Raw genomic sequence first — 17495 nt, forward strand, 5'->3', positions numbered from 1 at the left:
AAAAGAGATGCCAGAATTACCTGAAGTGGAAACGGTTCGCCGTGGTTTAACGAAGATGGTGGTTGGTAAGACAATCACTGGGATTGACGTCTTTTATCCGAAAATGATTTTAAACGGCGTGGATGATTTTGAAACACTGTTGCTAGGACAGCTTCTAACTGCTGTTGATCGGCGTGGGAAGTACTTGTTGTTTCGATTTAACGGTGGGCTAACGATGGTGTCACATCTACGAATGGAAGGCAAATACTTCACCGCACCGGCGGGAACACCAGTTGATAAACATACACACGTAATTTTCCACTTCGATGATGGGCAGGATTTGTGTTACAACGATACACGTAAATTTGGTCGGATGATTGTCGTCAAAACAGGTGAGGAAAACACAGTTGGTGGATTAAAAACATTAGGACCGGAACCGACGCCGGAAACGTTAAGTGTCGATTATCTAGTTGCTAAAATGGCGAAAGGTCGTAAAGCCATTAAAACCTGGTTGTTAGATCAAAATAACGTGGCCGGACTAGGTAACATCTATTGTGATGAAGTGCTGTGGTTGTCGAAGATTCATCCGGAACAACCTGCTAATTCGTTGACACGACCGCAAATCAAGCGACTACGTGAAAATATCTTTGCCGAATTGACGCTCGCTATCGAACATCATGGAACAACCGTGTTTACTTACAGTGCCTTTGGTCATGCAGGCGAGTTTCAAAATGAACTGCATGCTTACGGGCACGTCGGCGAGCCATGCGAACGGTGTGGTGCTGTCATGGTAAAAATCAAGGTCGGCGAACGCGGCACAACGTACTGTCCGAAAGAACAAAAGCTGCTTCCAGTAAAGAAGGCGACCTTGTGACAACTGTTATTGGATTGACCGGTGGGATTGCCACTGGTAAGTCGACAGTGGCGAAAATGTTAGCTGAGGCTGGGGCAGTTATTATCGATGCAGACCAAGTGGCACATGCGATTGTGGAACCCAAGACACCGACGCTAGCTAAGTTAGCAACGGTATTTGGTGACACAATTATGGATGAGAACGGGGCGTTAGATCGTCATGCCTTAGGTCCAATTGTCTTTCAGGATAAAACACAACTTGAACGTTTAAATAAAATTATGCAACCGGTCATTCGGACAACAATTATGCAACAAATAATGGCAGCCAAGGCGCAGCAGTCAGAGCTAGTCGTGCTGGATGCCCCCCTGTTATTTGAACAACATTATGAAAATGATGTCGATTTAATTGTTGTGGTTAGTGTTAGCGCCAAGATGCAATTACAGCGTTTGATGCATCGAGATCAGTTAACAAAGGTGGCTGCCAAGCGTCGCATTAAAAGTCAATTATCGTTAGCAAAAAAGCGACAACAAGCTGATATTGTGATTGATAACGGTGGTTCTGTTGAAGCGACCCGTTTACAAGTGGTAAAATTGCTTGAAAAAGTCCGTCAGCAAGCGGATGCAGGCAACATTTAAAGGAGTTTATAAACTATGCAGTGTCCACGTTGTCATCACAACGACACCCGGGTGGTTGATAGTCGACCAACCGGTGAAGGTCAAGCAATTCGTCGACGTCGCGAATGTGAAAAGTGTGGTTTTCGCTTTACGACTTTTGAACGAGTTGAAGTCGCACCATTACTCGTCATCAAAAAAGACGGTACGCGTGAAGAATTTAGTCGCGATAAGATTTTACGCGGCATCATTCGGTCTGCGGAAAAGCGGCCAGTCACCATGCAACAAATGAACGCAGTCGTTGAGAAAGTTGACAGCAAGGTTCGCGCACTCGGCGAAAATGAACTGTCCAGTCAATTGATTGGTGAATACGTGATGAATGAGCTGGCTGATGTGGATGAAATTGCCTACATTCGGTTCGCCAGTGTTTACCGCCAATTTAAAGACATGAGTGTGTTCTTGGATGAAATGAAAGAAATGGTCAACCGTGATAAAAAGGCTGGTCGAACACGCTAAAAGGAGAAATAGACGTGACGCTTGAGCAAACACCAAAAGTAACCCCGCGTACGGGGATGATCAGTATGTTTCCACAACACGTGGCGTTTGCAGATGAAGCGTGGCGCTTATTGTATCAGCCAATTTTAGGCGGAGATGCGTTTAGCATCTATAGTGCACTGGAGTCATTTGCCTCTGCGCATCCGCAATTGTCGCAACGACAACAGCACAGCTTGTTATTGGGGTGGTTAGGAATTGATGTTCAGCATTTTGTGACTGGTCGGAGACGACTAGAAGCAGTTGGACTGGTGGAAACCTACTATCAAAGCGATTCAGTGGGCGAGGTATTTGTGTACAAATTGCGGTTGCCACTAGAGGCCAATGCATTTTTAGCAGATGACTTACTGAGCGTGTTGTTATTACAGACAGTGGGTCAAGAACGCTATGATGCCTTAGTAGCACACTTCGAACAACCTGAAATGGATTTAACAGCATTAACCAACGTTTCGGCAGACTTTTTAAGTGTCTATCGGGTCAGCAATCACCAATTGGCACAGCGTCCGGCAGAAATTGCTGACGTTGCTTCGACTGGCGCGCGGTCGGAAGCAACAGTGATTGATTTCAAGCTGGTGGCAAACTATCTGAAAGCAGAATATGTTGATTTGGCTTCAGTCATGGCTGAACAATCATTACTTGATGCCGAAGCACAGCTTTATGGTTTTACTGAGCGGGAACTCGCCACGCTTATTGTGAAAGCTACCAGTGTGACGACAAATAAATTTGCTGTTAACCGCTTTAAAAGCCTAGCTGCCGAACAGTTTCATGCACAGCAGCCAGCACTGACAGTAACGGAAGCAGATGCGCCAGCTGCGGCAGTAACACCAACTGATGATAATCAATTAAATGCACTGGTCGCAGCGGTTAAAAGCTATGCACCAGCCGATTTTTTGGCCACGTTAAAACAAGAGAAAAATCAGTATGTAACAGATGAGGAACAGCGTATATTAGCGAAATTCATGGCGCGTAAGGTGTTTGCGCCCAGCGTTGTGAACATGCTGATTTATTATTTAATTAATGATCGTGATCAAAATGTTCTGTATCAAAATAGCCTAGACCGAGTTGCAAATGATTGGTCCAAGGCAAAAGTTGCGACACCTGAGCAGGCGGTCACGCACATGCGTGATTATGCGCAAGCACAGGCAGAACGGCAGCGTCAACGACAAACTAAGCAACCAGCTAAGTCACGCGAACAGTTGCCGGATTGGAACGAAGCGCCTGCAAGTGAAGCTTCTGTAGACGATAGTAATCGAATTGCAGAATTAAGGCGCCAGCTAGATGATGCTAAACAGAACCGGAAGGAGGAATCATAATGCAAGATTTAGGACGTTCCATGCAAGAATTATTGAATCGGCAGCAATTAAATTCCGACTATCAACAGCTGATTACGAAGGCTGTGAAGGATTCTGAGGTACAACAGTTTATTCAAGCACATCAAGATGAACTCGCTGATGATGCACTGGATCGTGGTAGTTCAAAGCTCTATGAATTTGTTAGCCAACGCGATAAGTTGCGCGCTGGTCAGCAGGTGTTTGCACCAGGGTATGAACCTAAGCTGGTAATCAGTGATCACTATATTGAAGTGACTTATGTACCAACTGAAGAAACATTATTAACGCAAAAACGCGCATTGCTTAAGAAGCGCGTGCGTGCTGTTTCGATGCCTAAAATGATCGAACGGGCCTCGTTTAATGAATATGACATTGATGGGGATGCAGCCAATAGAAGTGCAGCGCTGAGTCAGGCGATGCAATTTGTGGCTGATTATTCGCAAAAGCCACGGGAATTTCATCAAGGGTTATACCTGTACGGTAACTTTGGTGTGGGGAAAACATACTTGTTGGGCGCTATCGCTAATGAACTCGCGACACTGGGATATGCCAGTACACTGGTTCATTTTCCGAGTTTTGCTGTGGAAATGAAGAATTCCATCGGTAAGAATAATGTTGCTGAAAAGGTTGAGGCGATTAAGGTTGCCCCAGTATTGATGATCGACGATATCGGCGCGGACTCGATGAGTTCATGGGTGCGTGATGAAATTTTAGGTGTCATTTTGGAATATCGGATGCAAGAGGAATTACCTACCTTCTTCACATCGAACTTTTCGATGGATTTATTGTCTGACCAACATCTATCTGTAAACCAAAAGGGTGAAAAGGAAGACGTCAAGGCTGCACGGTTAATGCAACGAATTCGGTTCCTGAGCCATGAAGTTCGTGTTGTCGGTCCTAACCGGCGACCACAATAAAGTTAGTTTGTTTAAAACAGTCGACCGTGGGTGGACTGTTTTTTTTGTGGCTCTAAATCGGAATATCTGATGTGAATCGGTTATTTTTGAATTAACATTCGTATATAGAGGGGATAATGAGCGAAATAAATCAAAAAGTTCGGTTATGAATTCGTGTTTTACATGATTTTGTAAAAGTGCTACGATAGTATTCGTTCTTCTTCAGAAAATATCCGAACAATCATCGACGGCCGTCAGCGATTATTCACCCAAGGAGCAATTATTGTGAACAAGAAGCTAAACCAGTATTTTATGATTGATGAATTGAATACGACAGTCCCTCGCGAAATTCTCGCAGGATTTACAACATTTATCTCCATGGCCTACATCTTATTTGTGAATCCCAGTGTGTTAGGCGCAGCAGGGGTTGATAAAGGCGCTGTGTTTACGGCGACCGCTTTGGCCAGTGCGATTGGTTGTTTGTTGATGGGGGTCTTGGCACGCTATCCGATCGCGACGGCGCCTGCACTTGGTATCAACGCATTCTTTGCTTATTCTGTGGTTATTGGTATGAAAGTGCCATGGCAGACCGCCTTTGCTGGTGTGTTCGTCGCTGCCTTAATTTTTCTAGTGATTACGATTTTTCATTTGCGGGAAATGATTATTAATGCGATTCCGGCAGATTTAAAATTTGCAATTTCGAGTGGAATTGGGCTGTTCATTGCCTTTATTGGATTACACGACGGTGGTTTGATTGCCGCAAATAAAGCAACGGTCGTTGGGTTAGGATCATTTTCAACACCGACTACCTGGTTAACGATCTTTGGGTTGTTATTGACGTCGGTGTTGATGGTCATGCGTGTGCCAGGTGGGATCTTTATTGGAATGCTAGCAACTTCAGTGCTTGGTTTGCTTACCGGATTGATCGCGTTACCACATCAGTTGTTGGCACCGGCGCCAAGTTTGGCTCCGACCTTTGGTGTTGGTATCAAACACATTGGCGATATTAACTCTGTGCAAATGTGGGTGGTCGTGTTGACCTTCTTACTAGTTACCTTCTTTGATACCGCGGGGACGCTGGTTGGTTTAGCGCAGCAGGCTGGTTTCATGAAGAACAACGAAATGCCACGGGTCGGAAAGGCGCTGATGTCAGATTCAACTGCCATGTTGGCTGGCTCAGTGTTGGGGACATCACCAGTTGGGGCCTATGTTGAATCATCTGCGGGGATTGCCGTTGGTGGTCGAACTGGCTTGACGGCGATTACGACCGGGGTAATGTTTGTCCTGGGCATGTTCTTTTCGCCACTGCTGACAGTGGTGACACCACAAGTGACAGCGCCCGCGCTGATTATCGTTGGCGTGTTGATGGCGCAAAATATGGCCAAGGTCGCTTGGACGAAGATGGAAATTGCCATTCCCGCATTCTTGATCGTGCTGGGCATGCCACTGACGTACAGTATCTCCGATGGCTTGGCACTTGGCGTGATCACGTATCCAATTACAATGATTGCGGCTAAACGTGGTAAAGAAGTACACCCGTTGATGTATGTCTTGTTCTTTGTGTTCATCGGTTTTATGTGGATTCTGAACGTAAATCATTAATTGAAAGAAGCATGAGAGTGGGACAAAAGTCGGGAAGTCGTGAGCAAGACCTAGAACTGCCGTACGGGTTGGGCTTCAACCCGGTAGGTAGTTCGTAGTCTGCACGGCGACTTGACTTTTGTCCCACGTTTTCTCTATTTAAGTTCGTACATCAAACAGCGAGTTTGGGACAAGATGCCTTATGTCCCAAACTCGCTGTTTTTTATACAAAGCTGAATAATTGACGGACTCGTGATAAATAGATATCATACGTATATAATATGCATAAAGATGATTGGACGCATAGGTGATGAAATGCCGATGAAACCTCGTGAGATGGTAAAACTGCTGAAGGCACATGGGTTTATTGAAAAATCACAAAATGGTTCCTCACATTTGAAACTGATTCATCCTGAGTCGCATAAGACGGTTATTGTGCCGATTCACGCAAAGGAATTGGGTAAAGGATTGGAACATGCCATTCTAAGAGAAGCTGGTATTGAATCGTAAATTTAAAAGGGAGATTCTTATGGTCGATAAAAATATGGTGGTTTATCCAGCAATCTTTTCGAAGGATGATGACTTTATCTTCGTCCGCATTCCAGATATTGATGGTGGTTTAACACAGGGCAGTGATTTGATTGATGCTGTTAAGATGGCGGAGGATGCGATTGGTATCTTGCTGGAAGATAAAGTTGAATATCCCACGCCAACCAACATCGATGAATTGCAGTTAACAAAAGGTGAAACGGCTGCTTTGATTCCGGTTGATCTAGCTGCTTATCGACGCAAGCATTCGAAGACAGTGCGCAAAAGTGTGACAATTCCGGACTATTTGGATCGAATTGCGAAAGAGCAAAAAATTAATGTTTCTGGTGTATTAACCGAGGCATTGAAGCTGCGGTTGGGTGTTTAAAAAAGAGTTTTCCCAGATAAGTGTGCGTGTAATAAGGAAAATTTCTTTGAGTAATGTTTAGAGAAATCATCGACGCTTAATTGACATCGCTAAATTTTGTGGTTTAATAATGTTTATAAGCCAATCAGACATGGCGGGTTATCAGTTGCTCAATAGAGAGTGTGTTACTTGGTGAAAGACACATGGACAAGATAAGTCGTTACCCCTGATTCAAGCGTTCGGTGAACAAGCCGGGCCGATTGACCGCGTTATTGGTCACAAGAGGCAGTTATTGAGCGTGCCAGCTCTAACTGTGAATTTTGGGTGGAACAACGTTAATGACGTCCCTAACCGCAATTGCGGTTAGGGACTTTTTTTGTTTTCGGGGTGCTACTAACAAACGGAGGAGAGATACTATGGCAGAAATTAAGATTACGTTTCCAGATGGTGCTGTAAAGCCCTTTGAGGCCGGTGTTACAACCGCTGACATCGCTAAGTCAATTAGTATTAGTTTGGCAAAGAAGGCTGTTGCCGGAAAGTTTAACGGTGAATTGGTGGACGCAACCTTGCCATTGACCGCTGACGGTAAGATTGAAATTGTGACCAAGGATGCACCTGAAGCATTGGATGTTTTACGTCACACTGCTGCACAAATCTTGGCCAACGCATTGCACCAGCTCTACCCAAGCATGCACTTTGGTTTAGGCGAGGCCAACGAAGAAGGGTTCTTCTTCGATACTGACAATGCTGAACATCAAGTTAGTTCTGATGACTTGGCTGCTATCGAAGCCAAAATGCACGAAATCGCTAAAGCGGACTTACCAATCACGCGCGATGTATTGGCTAAAGCTGATGCATTGAAGTTAGTGGACGGCGATCCCTATCAGGCACAACTAGTTGAACAAGCAGCAGCTGCCAATGACGGTAACGTGGTTGTTTATCGTCAAGGTGACTTTGTTGACTTGAGCGATGGTGTGCAATTGCCTTCGACTGGTAACGTCAAGATTTTCCAACTGTTATCTGTTGCTGGCGCGTACTGGGAAGGTAAATCATCTAACCCAATGCTTCAACGGGTTTATGGAACAGCTTTCTTTGATCAAAAGGCAATGGACGCTGATGATGTTCGCCGTAAAGAAGCACGCGAACGTGACCACCGTGTGATCGGGAATGACTTAGACTTATTCTTCGTTGACCCAAAGGTCGGCGCCGGGTTACCTTACTGGATGCCAAACGGTGCTACCATTCGTCGTACGATCGAACGGTACATCATCGACAAGGAATTACAACACGGTTACGAGCATGTTTACACACCTGTTCTGATGAACCTAGATGCCTACAAGACGTCTGGTCACTGGGACCACTACCGTGAGGATATGTTTCCACCAATGGACATGGGTGATGGCGAAATGCTTGAATTACGGCCAATGAACTGTCCTAGTCATATTCAAGTGTACAAACATCACATTCGTTCATACCGTGAATTGCCATTGCGGATTGCCGAATTAGGGATGATGCACCGTTATGAAAAATCAGGTGCCCTATCTGGTTTGCAACGAGTTCGTGAAATGACCCTGAACGATGGTCACACGTTCGTTGCCCCTGAACAGATCCAAGATGAATTCAAACGGATCCTGAACTTGATGGTTGAAGTGTACGCTGACTTTGATATCAAGGATTACTCATTCCGGTTGAGCTACCGTGACCCTAAGAACACCGAAAAGTACTTTGCCAACGATGAAATGTGGGAAAAGGCACAGAAGATGTTGAAGGGTGCCATGGATGACCTTGGCTTAGACTATGTTGAGGCTGAAGGGGAAGCTGCTTTCTACGGTCCTAAGTTGGACGTGCAAACGAAGACAGCACTTGGTAACGAAGAAACATTATCAACCATTCAATTAGACTTCATGCTGCCTGACCGTTTCGACTTGCACTACGTCGGTGCCGACGGTCAAGAACATCAACCTGTGATGATTCACCGTGGCTTAGTGTCAACGATGGAACGGTTCACGGCTTACTTGACGGAAATTTACAAAGGCGCTTTCCCAACTTGGTTAGCACCACATCAAGTTTCCATCATTCCAGTTAGTGAAGAACATCAAGGCGACTACGCTGAAAAGTTGCGGAAACAATTGGCAGCTGCTGGCGTTCGAGTAACGGTTGATGACCGTAATGAAAAGATGAACTTTAAGATTCGTGATGCCCAAACCCACAAGATTCCATATACGTTGGTTGTCGGTGAAAACGAAAAGAATGACGAAACAGTGTCTGTCCGTCGTTATGGTGAAGACGATTCTGCTGTTGTCGCAAGCAAAGATTTCTTAGCTGAAATTTTAAATGACGTGGCTTCATACTCACGTGCGAACGATTAATCAAAATGAATTAAGAATGTTCAAGTTTTGACTTGACGGCTCCTTATTAACTGTCTATTATGAATACAACATGTTGAACCTTTAACGTAGTCCTGTGAGGCTAGTAAGGTGCCGGCGGTGTTCACTAAGGACGGATGAAACTGTGCTTAAAGTCTGAACACTAAAAGACCACTTACCTTCAGGTAGGTGGTCTTTTTTTGTCGGTGACGACGTTTGGGGAACGCGTGAAATCAAAGGAGGCACTTGCTTTATGGCACAGCAATCTTTTCATGACGACACGGCGGTATTAGACATCCACGATCGACCTAAGTTATTGGCGTGGATCGGGTTATCCTTGCAACACATGTTTTCAATGTTCGGGTCTACGGTGATTGTGCCGTTGCTCGTTGGTCTCAGCCCTAGTATTGCGCTGTTTTCGTCAGGCGTGGGTACGTTATTGCACATCATGATCACGCAGCGCAAGATTCCGGCGTACATGGGCTCCAGTTTTGCATTCATTACACCCATGTTGGCGTTGATGAAAACGACTGGATATCCAGGCATTGGTCAGGGTGTCGTCGCAGTCGGCGCCGTGTATCTAATTGTGGCATTCCTGATTGGCATGATTGGTTCAGGCTGGGTGGATAAAGTGCTGCCACCGATTGTCGTTGGCCCCATCGTAATGGTCATTGGCTTATCGTTGGCAGGGAGTGCTGCAACTGACGCCATGATGAAAAATGGGCATTACAACCTGACCTACTTTTTAATTGCGCTAGCGACGTTACTCATGGCGATTTTCTTTAATATGTTTTTGAAGGGGTCGCTGGGATTGATTCCGGTGTTGCTGGCCATCGTTGGTGGGTATTTGCTGAGCGTGGCTGTCGGGATCGTCAATTTACATGAAATCGCCGTGGCTCCGTGGTTTAAATTGCCAGACTTTCAAGTACCAGGCCTAACGTATCATTTTCATTTAGAATGGGGTGCCATCATCACGATTGCACCGATTGCGTTTGTCACGATGACAGAGCACATGGGGCACATTATGGTGCTGGATAATTTAACCCATCGTAACTTTTTTAAAGATCCTGGTTTAAATCGAACTTTGGCAGGGGATGGAACAGCTTCGATTGTTGCCGGTCTGATTGGTGGACCAGCCGTGACTAGCTACGGTGAAAATATCGGCGTCATGGCGATCACTAAGGTTCACAGTGTCTACGTGTTGATGGGTGCAGCGGTATTTGCCATCATCTTTGCCTTCATTAATAAGCTAAACGTGTTGATCATGGCGATGCCGCTACCAGTCATCGGTGGAATCAGTTTTCTATTATTTGGTACGATTGCTACGAGTGGCGTCAGTGTGTTGATCAATAACCATGTTGATTTAAATCGCAAACGAAACTTGATGATTGCATCGTCAGTCATGGTCATCGGGATTGGTAATGCCTATCTGCAATTAGGTAGCTTTCAATTTACTGGCTTAGCGTTCGCAACGGTGCTCGGGATTGTGTTAAACTTAATTCTGCCGCAGGAAGCTGCTAGTGAAAAAGAAGCAGCGCAATCACATTGATTGTCAGGTAACGCTTGACAGTAACGTGGACGTTCTGTAGACTATATAACTGTTGAGAAAAGCAGAAGCACCCGCTTCTCGCCTTGGGAACCATGTTGCCGGGCTAAAGATGAGTTGAACCACATCAGTTCTTGGTGTGGACAGCGGGTGGCTTAGGCCGCCCGCTATTTTTCTGTTTACATCTCTTCATTGTTGATTCGTTAAGAATTTATGGAGGTGAATACCATAGCTCAAGATACTTTGGTAAATGACGCAATCCGTGCTCGTGAAGTACGGTTGATTGCTGCTAACGGTGACCAACTTGGTGTGAAGCTGACCAGTGAGGCCCAACAGCTTGCAGATGATGCAAACTTAGATTTGGTGCTGGTGGCTGCGAAGTCCAAGCCACCTGTTGCCAGAATCATGGATTATGGGAAGTACCGCTTCGAGCAACAAAAGAAGCAGCGTGAAGCACGTAAGAATCAGAAGACGGTCGAAATGAAAGAAATTCGGCTTAGTCCAACGATTGACGACAACGACTTCAATACCAAATTGAAGAATGCACAAAAGTTCCTGTCAAAGGGTAACAAAGTGCGGGTTTCAATTCGGTTCCGTGGTCGGGCGATTACGCATAAAGAGATCGGTCGCGAGGTGTTGAACAAGATGGCAGCTGCCACTAAGGAAATTGCCGATGTTCAACAACACGCAAAAATGGATGGTCGGAGCATGTTCTTAGTGCTTTCGCCCAAGCCAGAAAAATAGGGATAAACAACTTTAGGAGGAAATTTTCATGCCAAAGCAAAAGTCAAACCGTGCCGCTGCCAAGCGGTTCAAGAAATCAGCCAAGGGCGGCTTCATCAGTGGTAACGCCTACACAAGTCACCGGTTCCATGGTAAGACCAAGAAGCAACGTCGCCAATTACGTGGTACTAAGATGATGGACGCTACAACTGTTAAGACTTACAAGAAGTTGTTGTTGACCAAGTAATTTTTTAACTAGAATCTGACCAGACTTGGTCAATTATTGGAGGATACAATTATGCGTGTTAAAGGTGGAAGTGTTACTCGGCAACGTCGCCGTAAGATGATCAAATTAGCCAAGGGTTACCGTGGCGCAAAGCACATTGAATTTAAGGTTGCTAAGCAACAAGTTTGGAAGTCATGGACTTATGCTTACCGTGACCGTAAGACAACGAAACGTAACTTCCGTAAGTTATGGATCGCCCGTATCAACGCCGCTGCTCGTCAAAACGACATGAGCTACAGCAAGTTGATGCACGGTTTGAAAGAAGCAGGCGTGGAAGTTAACCGTAAGATGTTAGCTGACTTGGCTGTTACTGACCCTCGTGCTTTCACTTCATTGACGAAGGAAGCTGCTAAGGCTTTAAAGTAAACCATAAAAAATAACCGCTGATTGAGTTTTGAAACTCGTCAGCGGTTTTTGTTTACACTTTTTTTGATGATGAGCGCTGGTGTGGCGGCATTTCGAATATTTCACAGCAAAATATAATTTATCGTTCGGTTGTGGCTGTTGACCCTGTACCCATAGACCTGCTAAATTAATAACAATTTATTTGAGGGGGACTTGATCATCATGACAGACTGGAACGAGAAGTTTGCGAAGCAGGGATTAACGTTTGACGATGTATTATTGATTCCAGCAGCAAGCGATGTGCTACCTAACCAGGTAGAATTAGGGACGCAATTAGGAAAGAACCTAAAGCTGAACATTCCCATTTTAAGTGCCAGTATGGACACGGTTACCGAAGCACGTTTAGCCATCGTAATGGCGCAACAAGGTGGCTTGGGTGTCATTCATAAGAACATGAGCAGTGATGATCAGGCCCATGAAGTTTCAACAGTTAAAGCGACAGCGGTTGATCTAGAAGCAACGCCAATGGCAGCTGTTGATGCTAAAGGACAGTTGTTAGTTGCAGCAGCTGTCGGTGTGACGGCCGATACCTTTGACCGTGCCGATAAGTTGTTTAAAGCAGGCGCCGATGCCATTATTATCGATACTGCTCATGGTCATTCAAAGGGTGTCTTAGACAAAATCGCCCAGATTCGTGAACACTATCCAGACCAAACCTTGATTGCCGGAAACGTGGCGACAGCGTCTGGTACGCGCGCATTGTTTGAAGCGGGTGTCGACGTTGTTAAAGTCGGTATCGGACCTGGTTCAATTTGTACGACACGGGTTGTTGCTGGTGTTGGGGTGCCACAAATTACCGCTATTTCAGATGCTGCGCAAGTTGCAGAAGAATACGGCAAGCAGATTATTGCCGATGGCGGGATCAAGTATTCTGGTGACATTGTGAAGGCGCTAGCTGCTGGTGGTAATGCCGTTATGCTCGGCAGTATGTTAGCAGGAACTGACGAAGCGCCTGGTGAAACATTTACAGCTGATGATGGCAAGCAGTACAAGACCTACCGTGGCATGGGTTCATTAGCTGCCATGGAACATGGTTCTTCTGACCGGTACTTCCAGAGTAATGTTAAGGAAGAAAAGAAGCTGGTCCCAGAAGGAATTGAAGGCCGGACGGCTTATAAAGGCGCCGTGGCCGATGTCTTATTCCAAGTGATTGGTGGTTTACGTTCAGGAATGGGCTACACCGGTTCACACACTGTTGATGATTTGATTCAGCATGCACAGTTTGTCCAAATCACCAATGCCGGTTTGATTGAATCACATCCGCATGATGTCCAGATTACGAAAGCAGCTCCCAACTACAAGCGCGGCTAGGCCGAGGCAAGGAGAAAACATGCAAACAGTTGACCAAACAAAATTTGATCGCGTGCTGGTCCTCGATTTTGGGAGCCAGTATAACCAATTAATTACGCGCCGGATTCGTGAATTTGGCGTCTACTCAGAATTGAAACCACACACCATGACCGCTGCTGAAATTAAGGCAAGTGGTGCCAAAGCCGTAATCTTTTCTGGTGGCCCAAATAGTGTTTACGGGGACGATGCCCTAACCGTTGACCCAGCGATTTATGAGCTCGGCTTACCGATTCTGGGAATCTGTTATGGTATGCAACTGATGGCCAAAGATTTAACTGGCGGCGAAGTTGTACCGGCCGATGATAATGGCGACTACGGACAATCAGCGATGCAAATCGTTGATGCAACGTCACCATTATTCGCTGGCCTAGATGCCGAACAAAAAGTGTTGATGAGTCATGGTGATTATGTAAAGACTGTGCCAGCAGGTTTTAGTGTTGTTGGGACGGGCGAAAATTGTCCCGTTGCAGCAATACAGGATGTAGATCGTAAGTTCTTTGGCTTACAGTTTCATCCAGAAGTTCGACTAACGGAACACGGTAACGACATCTTACGACACTTTGTCTTTGATATCGCCGGCGCGACAGCGAACTGGACGATGCGCGATTTTATTGACCTGCAAATTGCCGAGATTCGTGAAACCGTTGGCGACAAGCGTGTTCTGTTGGGTTTGTCTGGTGGAGTCGATTCCAGCGTTGTGGCCGTATTATTGCACAAAGCGATTGGTGATCAGTTGACCGCAGTGTTTGTTGACCACGGTCTGTTGCGTAAAAATGAAGCAACGCAAGTAATGACAAGCCTGCAAGGTAAGTTTGGCGTGAACATTGTCCAAGTCGATGCCAGCGACCGGTTCCTTGGTGAATTAGCCGGGGTGACGAATCCAGAGTCTAAACGAAAGATTATTGGTAAAGAATTTATCGATGTGTTCAGTGAGGAAGCACGTAAGCTGGATGGGGTTGAATTCCTAGCGCAGGGCACGTTGTATACCGACGTGATTGAATCCGGTACAGATACAGCCCAAACCATTAAGTCACATCATAATGTTGGTGGGTTGCCTGATGATTTGCAATTTAAGTTGATTGAACCTCTGAATAAGTTGTTTAAAGATGAAGTGCGTGAGTTAGGCGAACAGTTGGGGATGCCACATGATCTTGTGTGGCGCCAGCCATTCCCAGGACCTGGGCTGGCAATTCGGGTGATTGGTGAAGTGACGCCTGCTCGGTTATCATTGGTCCGTGAATCGGATGCAATCCTGCGCGATGAATTTGCCAAGGCTGGTCTGGATCAGACAGTCTGGCAGTACTTTACCGCTTTGCCAGGAATCCGGAGTGTCGGTGTGATGGGCGATGGGCGGACTTATGACGAAGCTATTGTCGTGCGTGCTGTAACTAGCATCGATGGGATGACCGCCGAATTTGCGGAGATTCCCTGGGCGGTGCTGGGTGAAGTTTCTGCGAAGATTGTCAATGAAGTGCCGGGGGTTAATCGGGTACTGTATGACATCACGGGTAAGCCACCTGCAACGATTGAGTATGAATAGAGTAAAACTATATGAAAAAAATAAATTATAAAAGTGTTTTTGAAAAATTGTTTGGTCCTTTAAAGAGTATAGCTGCATTAGATGCATTATTATTTGGCCTTTGGATACCTGTTTTTACACTATTGCTAATAAGACTTGGATATAGTCTATCGAAGGCTACCGTTGAGTTGCAGCACTCAAACAGCTTTCCGTATGCGGGAGCTCTAATAGGAATAAGTTTTTCAATTTCATTTCTTTTAGTCTTTTTAAGCACGTTTAAGTTGAAAGTCTCCAAATGGTATTTACTATGTTTTTCTAGCTTTATGATTAGTTTTACGTCTATATTATTTTTAGGTGGGATCCGGGGAATATTATCGACATTCGCAGAATTTTTTTTAATTTTCATCTTTTTACTAGCGGTTTTAGTTAATTCAGTTGTTTTTACTATAGAATCTAAAAAATACTTACGGCTATTAAAAGAGGCAGATAAACTATCAAAATTAGATTATTTAAGTTTTTTTATTGCTTTATTAGCGATATTTATTGCCGTTTTCTAGATTAAAAATGTATTTAAATATAATTTAAAAGAGTCTAAACAAAAGTGAAATGCCCCGTAATTGTTAGAGAAATAGATCTAATAATTATGGGATTTTTTTGCACAAAAAAGACGACCACAAAAATGATCGCCCTGGAATGATTCCCTGCGGATAAGCACGGAACTTTATTAGCGTACCATAGATTGCATGATTTAAAATTTTTTCTTGCCCTGAAGTCGACTTCAGGGCTTATCGTAGGCTTCGTTTAAAAGAATACTTTTATAGGAGCGTACAATTATGACAGAAAAAAACGTAATTATCATCACCGGAGCTTCATCTGGCTTTGGCCAAGAAGCCGTTAAACAATATGCAGCAGCGAATTATCGCGTCATTGCGACTATGCGGAATCTGGATAAGGCAGATCAAAGTTTTCGCGACAATGAAATGATTGATTTATATCAGCTCGATGTGACTGATGCAAATCGTGTGACAGAAGTCGTCAAACAGGTTCATGAAAAGTATGGGCACATTGATGTCTTATTTAATAATGCTGGCTATGATGTTTCTGGTGCCTTTGAGGAAGTAAATCCCAAGAATGCACGCAATGAGTTTGAAACAAACTTCTGGGGGCCAGTAAACATGATCAAAGCCGTGTTACCGTTTATGCGAACACAGCGTCGCGGGCATATTTTGAACACATCTTCAGTGGGCGCGTATGTAAATCTACCGCTGATGGCTTACTACAGCGCTTCTAAGTCAGCGTTGCTGAGCTTATCGACGACATTGAGCAAGGAGGTCGCACATTTAGGCATCACTGTGACTGATGTTGAACCTGGTGGGTTTAATACAAACTTTTCCCAGAACGCTGTTTATCCACAAGCGCAATTAGATGATTACAAACCGGTTTATGAGGAAAGTGCCCGAATTGTTGCAAACATTATTATAGAAAAAGGGCTTGGCGACTTAACGAAGGCCATTGGCTTACTCGTTAACACAACCCTTGATGCTGCGACGCCAACACATCTAGTTCTTGGCTTGCAAGGCTACCTGGATGCGAGTGAAGCTTTGAATCATCTATCTGAGAGCCTAACTGCTAACTTAAAGGCAACCTTGTCGACAGAACCAGATCAAGCGTATGCAAATCCATTACAGTTTGCCTATGCTAACGCAATTCCTAGCGAACGCGAACAGCTAAAAGAAAATTTAATGGACTTAGTAAATGACTTTCAAAACGGGCAGGAACTAGATAGTGCTAAGATTGCAGTTGTTAAGCAGCAAATTAAGCCAGACTACCAAGCACAATTTATGACGATGCTCGCTGCATTTTAAAGTCAGCGAGGAAACTAGGGGAATACGATGACTGAAAACAACCATGTTCAGAATGCGAAATCGATTAATGAAGTTGCTCAACAGTTTTCAACGAGTGTGGACACATTAAGGTTTTATGACCGCGCGGGGTTATTCCCGCACTTGCAGCGTGATGAGCATGGTTATCGTAAGTTTATGCCAATTGATCTGCAGGATTTACAAACAATTATTTGTTTCAGACAAACTGGGATTGGCGTTTCTGAAATTGCTGTTATCATGCAAGAAATCGATCGTGATTCAACTGAACAAGTGCAACACAAACTCGCTGTTCTAGGCGAACAACGACAAAAATTGTGGCAACAATAGCAACAGTTGGACATAGCCTTGCTGACAATTGAGGTGAAGGAAGATATTTATCATCATGCAGATAGTGATACGCCTCATGAATTGTATTTACAGCAACGTTTGATGGACTATATGATTGAGCATTCAGTGGATGACAAGGTCATGAAATCGCTAGTAGACCACTATTTTGAGCTGTCGGCGAGAGAGAAAAAATTACGTTTATCAGAGATTATCACGCAAACAAAACCTGCATATAAAGAAACAATTCAAGAAATCCTGAACTACTATCTATAAGTTAAATAAAATTCCTCAGCGTCACCGTTTATTACGGCGACGCTGAGGAATTTTATGCTGATTAGGTAGATTGCAAATTTAATCCGAATTTTTGGACAAATTTGTCAGCATAACCTGAT

The 17495-nt window shown here is 44.6% G+C and carries 19 protein-coding genes and 1 other annotated feature; all 19 genes read left to right on the top strand.

Annotation, left to right across the window (positions count from 1 at the left end):
• The first annotated feature begins 7 nt into the window (after positions 1-7).
• Positions 8-853, top strand: coding sequence for a DNA-formamidopyrimidine glycosylase (gene mutM, locus IV55_RS08525; protein ID WP_057811293.1), 846 nt, complete (start codon positions 8-10; stop codon positions 851-853).
• Positions 850-1467: a dephospho-CoA kinase gene (gene coaE / locus IV55_RS08530; RefSeq protein ID WP_057811295.1), complete on the top strand. Its 618-nt coding sequence runs from the start codon at positions 850-852 to the stop codon at positions 1465-1467. Before mutM ends, coaE begins: the two co-directional genes overlap by 4 nt.
• Before the next feature lie 15 nt (positions 1468-1482).
• Complete coding sequence (gene nrdR / locus IV55_RS08535) at positions 1483-1959, top strand: transcriptional regulator NrdR (protein WP_057811297.1); 477 nt, start codon at positions 1483-1485, stop codon at positions 1957-1959.
• 14 nt (positions 1960-1973) lie between these two features.
• Complete coding sequence (locus IV55_RS08540; protein WP_057811299.1) at positions 1974-3308, top strand: DnaD domain protein; 1335 nt, start codon at positions 1974-1976, stop codon at positions 3306-3308.
• Positions 3308-4243 (top strand): primosomal protein DnaI, encoded by a 936-nt coding sequence (gene dnaI / locus IV55_RS08545; protein WP_057811301.1) that lies wholly within the window; start codon positions 3308-3310, stop codon positions 4241-4243. Before IV55_RS08540 ends, dnaI begins: the two co-directional genes overlap by 1 nt.
• A gap of 291 nt (positions 4244-4534) precedes the next feature.
• Positions 4535-5824 carry an NCS2 family permease gene (locus tag IV55_RS08550; RefSeq protein ID WP_057811330.1) on the top strand — a complete coding sequence of 430 codons (1290 nt, stop codon included), beginning with the start codon at positions 4535-4537 and terminating at the stop codon, positions 5822-5824.
• 294 nt (positions 5825-6118) lie between these two features.
• Entirely contained in the window at positions 6119-6313 is a 195-nt protein-coding gene (locus tag IV55_RS08555) for a type II toxin-antitoxin system HicA family toxin (protein WP_057811303.1), read from the top strand.
• 19 nt (positions 6314-6332) lie between these two features.
• Positions 6333-6719, top strand: a complete 387-nt coding sequence (locus IV55_RS08560) for a type II toxin-antitoxin system HicB family antitoxin (RefSeq protein WP_186808474.1) — start codon at positions 6333-6335, stop codon at positions 6717-6719.
• A gap of 395 nt (positions 6720-7114) precedes the next feature.
• Entirely contained in the window at positions 7115-9067 is a 1953-nt protein-coding gene (gene thrS / locus IV55_RS08565; RefSeq protein ID WP_057811305.1) for a threonine--tRNA ligase, read from the top strand.
• Between the two features lie 250 nt (positions 9068-9317).
• On the top strand, positions 9318-10613 hold the full coding sequence (locus tag IV55_RS08570) for a uracil-xanthine permease family protein (RefSeq protein ID WP_057811307.1): 1296 nt from the start codon (positions 9318-9320) through the stop codon (positions 10611-10613).
• Positions 10614-10666: 53 nt separating this feature from the next.
• Positions 10667-10792, top strand: a sequence feature (ribosomal protein L20 leader region).
• 31 nt (positions 10793-10823) lie between these two features.
• Positions 10824-11354 carry a translation initiation factor IF-3 gene (infC, locus tag IV55_RS08575; protein ID WP_083483997.1) on the top strand — a complete coding sequence of 177 codons (531 nt, stop codon included), beginning with the start codon at positions 10824-10826 and terminating at the stop codon, positions 11352-11354.
• 28 nt (positions 11355-11382) lie between these two features.
• Positions 11383-11580 (top strand): 50S ribosomal protein L35, encoded by a 198-nt coding sequence (gene rpmI, locus IV55_RS08580; protein ID WP_057811311.1) that lies wholly within the window; start codon positions 11383-11385, stop codon positions 11578-11580.
• A gap of 51 nt (positions 11581-11631) precedes the next feature.
• Positions 11632-11985, top strand: a complete 354-nt coding sequence (gene rplT, locus IV55_RS08585; RefSeq protein ID WP_057811313.1) for a 50S ribosomal protein L20 — start codon at positions 11632-11634, stop codon at positions 11983-11985.
• A 201-nt stretch (positions 11986-12186) separates the two neighbouring features.
• A complete protein-coding gene (guaB, locus tag IV55_RS08590) occupies positions 12187-13335 on the top strand; it encodes an IMP dehydrogenase (RefSeq protein ID WP_057811315.1) in 1149 nt (382 codons plus the stop codon).
• A gap of 19 nt (positions 13336-13354) precedes the next feature.
• Entirely contained in the window at positions 13355-14914 is a 1560-nt protein-coding gene (gene guaA / locus IV55_RS08595) for a glutamine-hydrolyzing GMP synthase (RefSeq protein WP_057811317.1), read from the top strand.
• Positions 14915-14925: 11 nt separating this feature from the next.
• A complete protein-coding gene (locus IV55_RS08600) occupies positions 14926-15450 on the top strand; it encodes a hypothetical protein (RefSeq protein WP_057811319.1) in 525 nt (174 codons plus the stop codon).
• A 276-nt stretch (positions 15451-15726) separates the two neighbouring features.
• Entirely contained in the window at positions 15727-16758 is a 1032-nt protein-coding gene (locus IV55_RS08605) for an SDR family oxidoreductase (RefSeq protein ID WP_057811321.1), read from the top strand.
• A gap of 27 nt (positions 16759-16785) precedes the next feature.
• The gene (locus tag IV55_RS08610) at positions 16786-17103 is read left to right on the top strand and encodes a MerR family transcriptional regulator (RefSeq protein WP_057811324.1); all 318 of its coding nucleotides are present in this window, start codon (positions 16786-16788) and stop codon (positions 17101-17103) included.
• Positions 17104-17121: 18 nt separating this feature from the next.
• Positions 17122-17376 (top strand): hypothetical protein, encoded by a 255-nt coding sequence (locus IV55_RS08615; RefSeq protein ID WP_057811326.1) that lies wholly within the window; start codon positions 17122-17124, stop codon positions 17374-17376.
• Positions 17377-17495: the final 119 nt, after the last annotated feature.

Source organism: Furfurilactobacillus siliginis (assembly GCF_001437435.1).
Lineage (GTDB): Bacteria > Bacillota > Bacilli > Lactobacillales > Lactobacillaceae > Furfurilactobacillus > Furfurilactobacillus siliginis.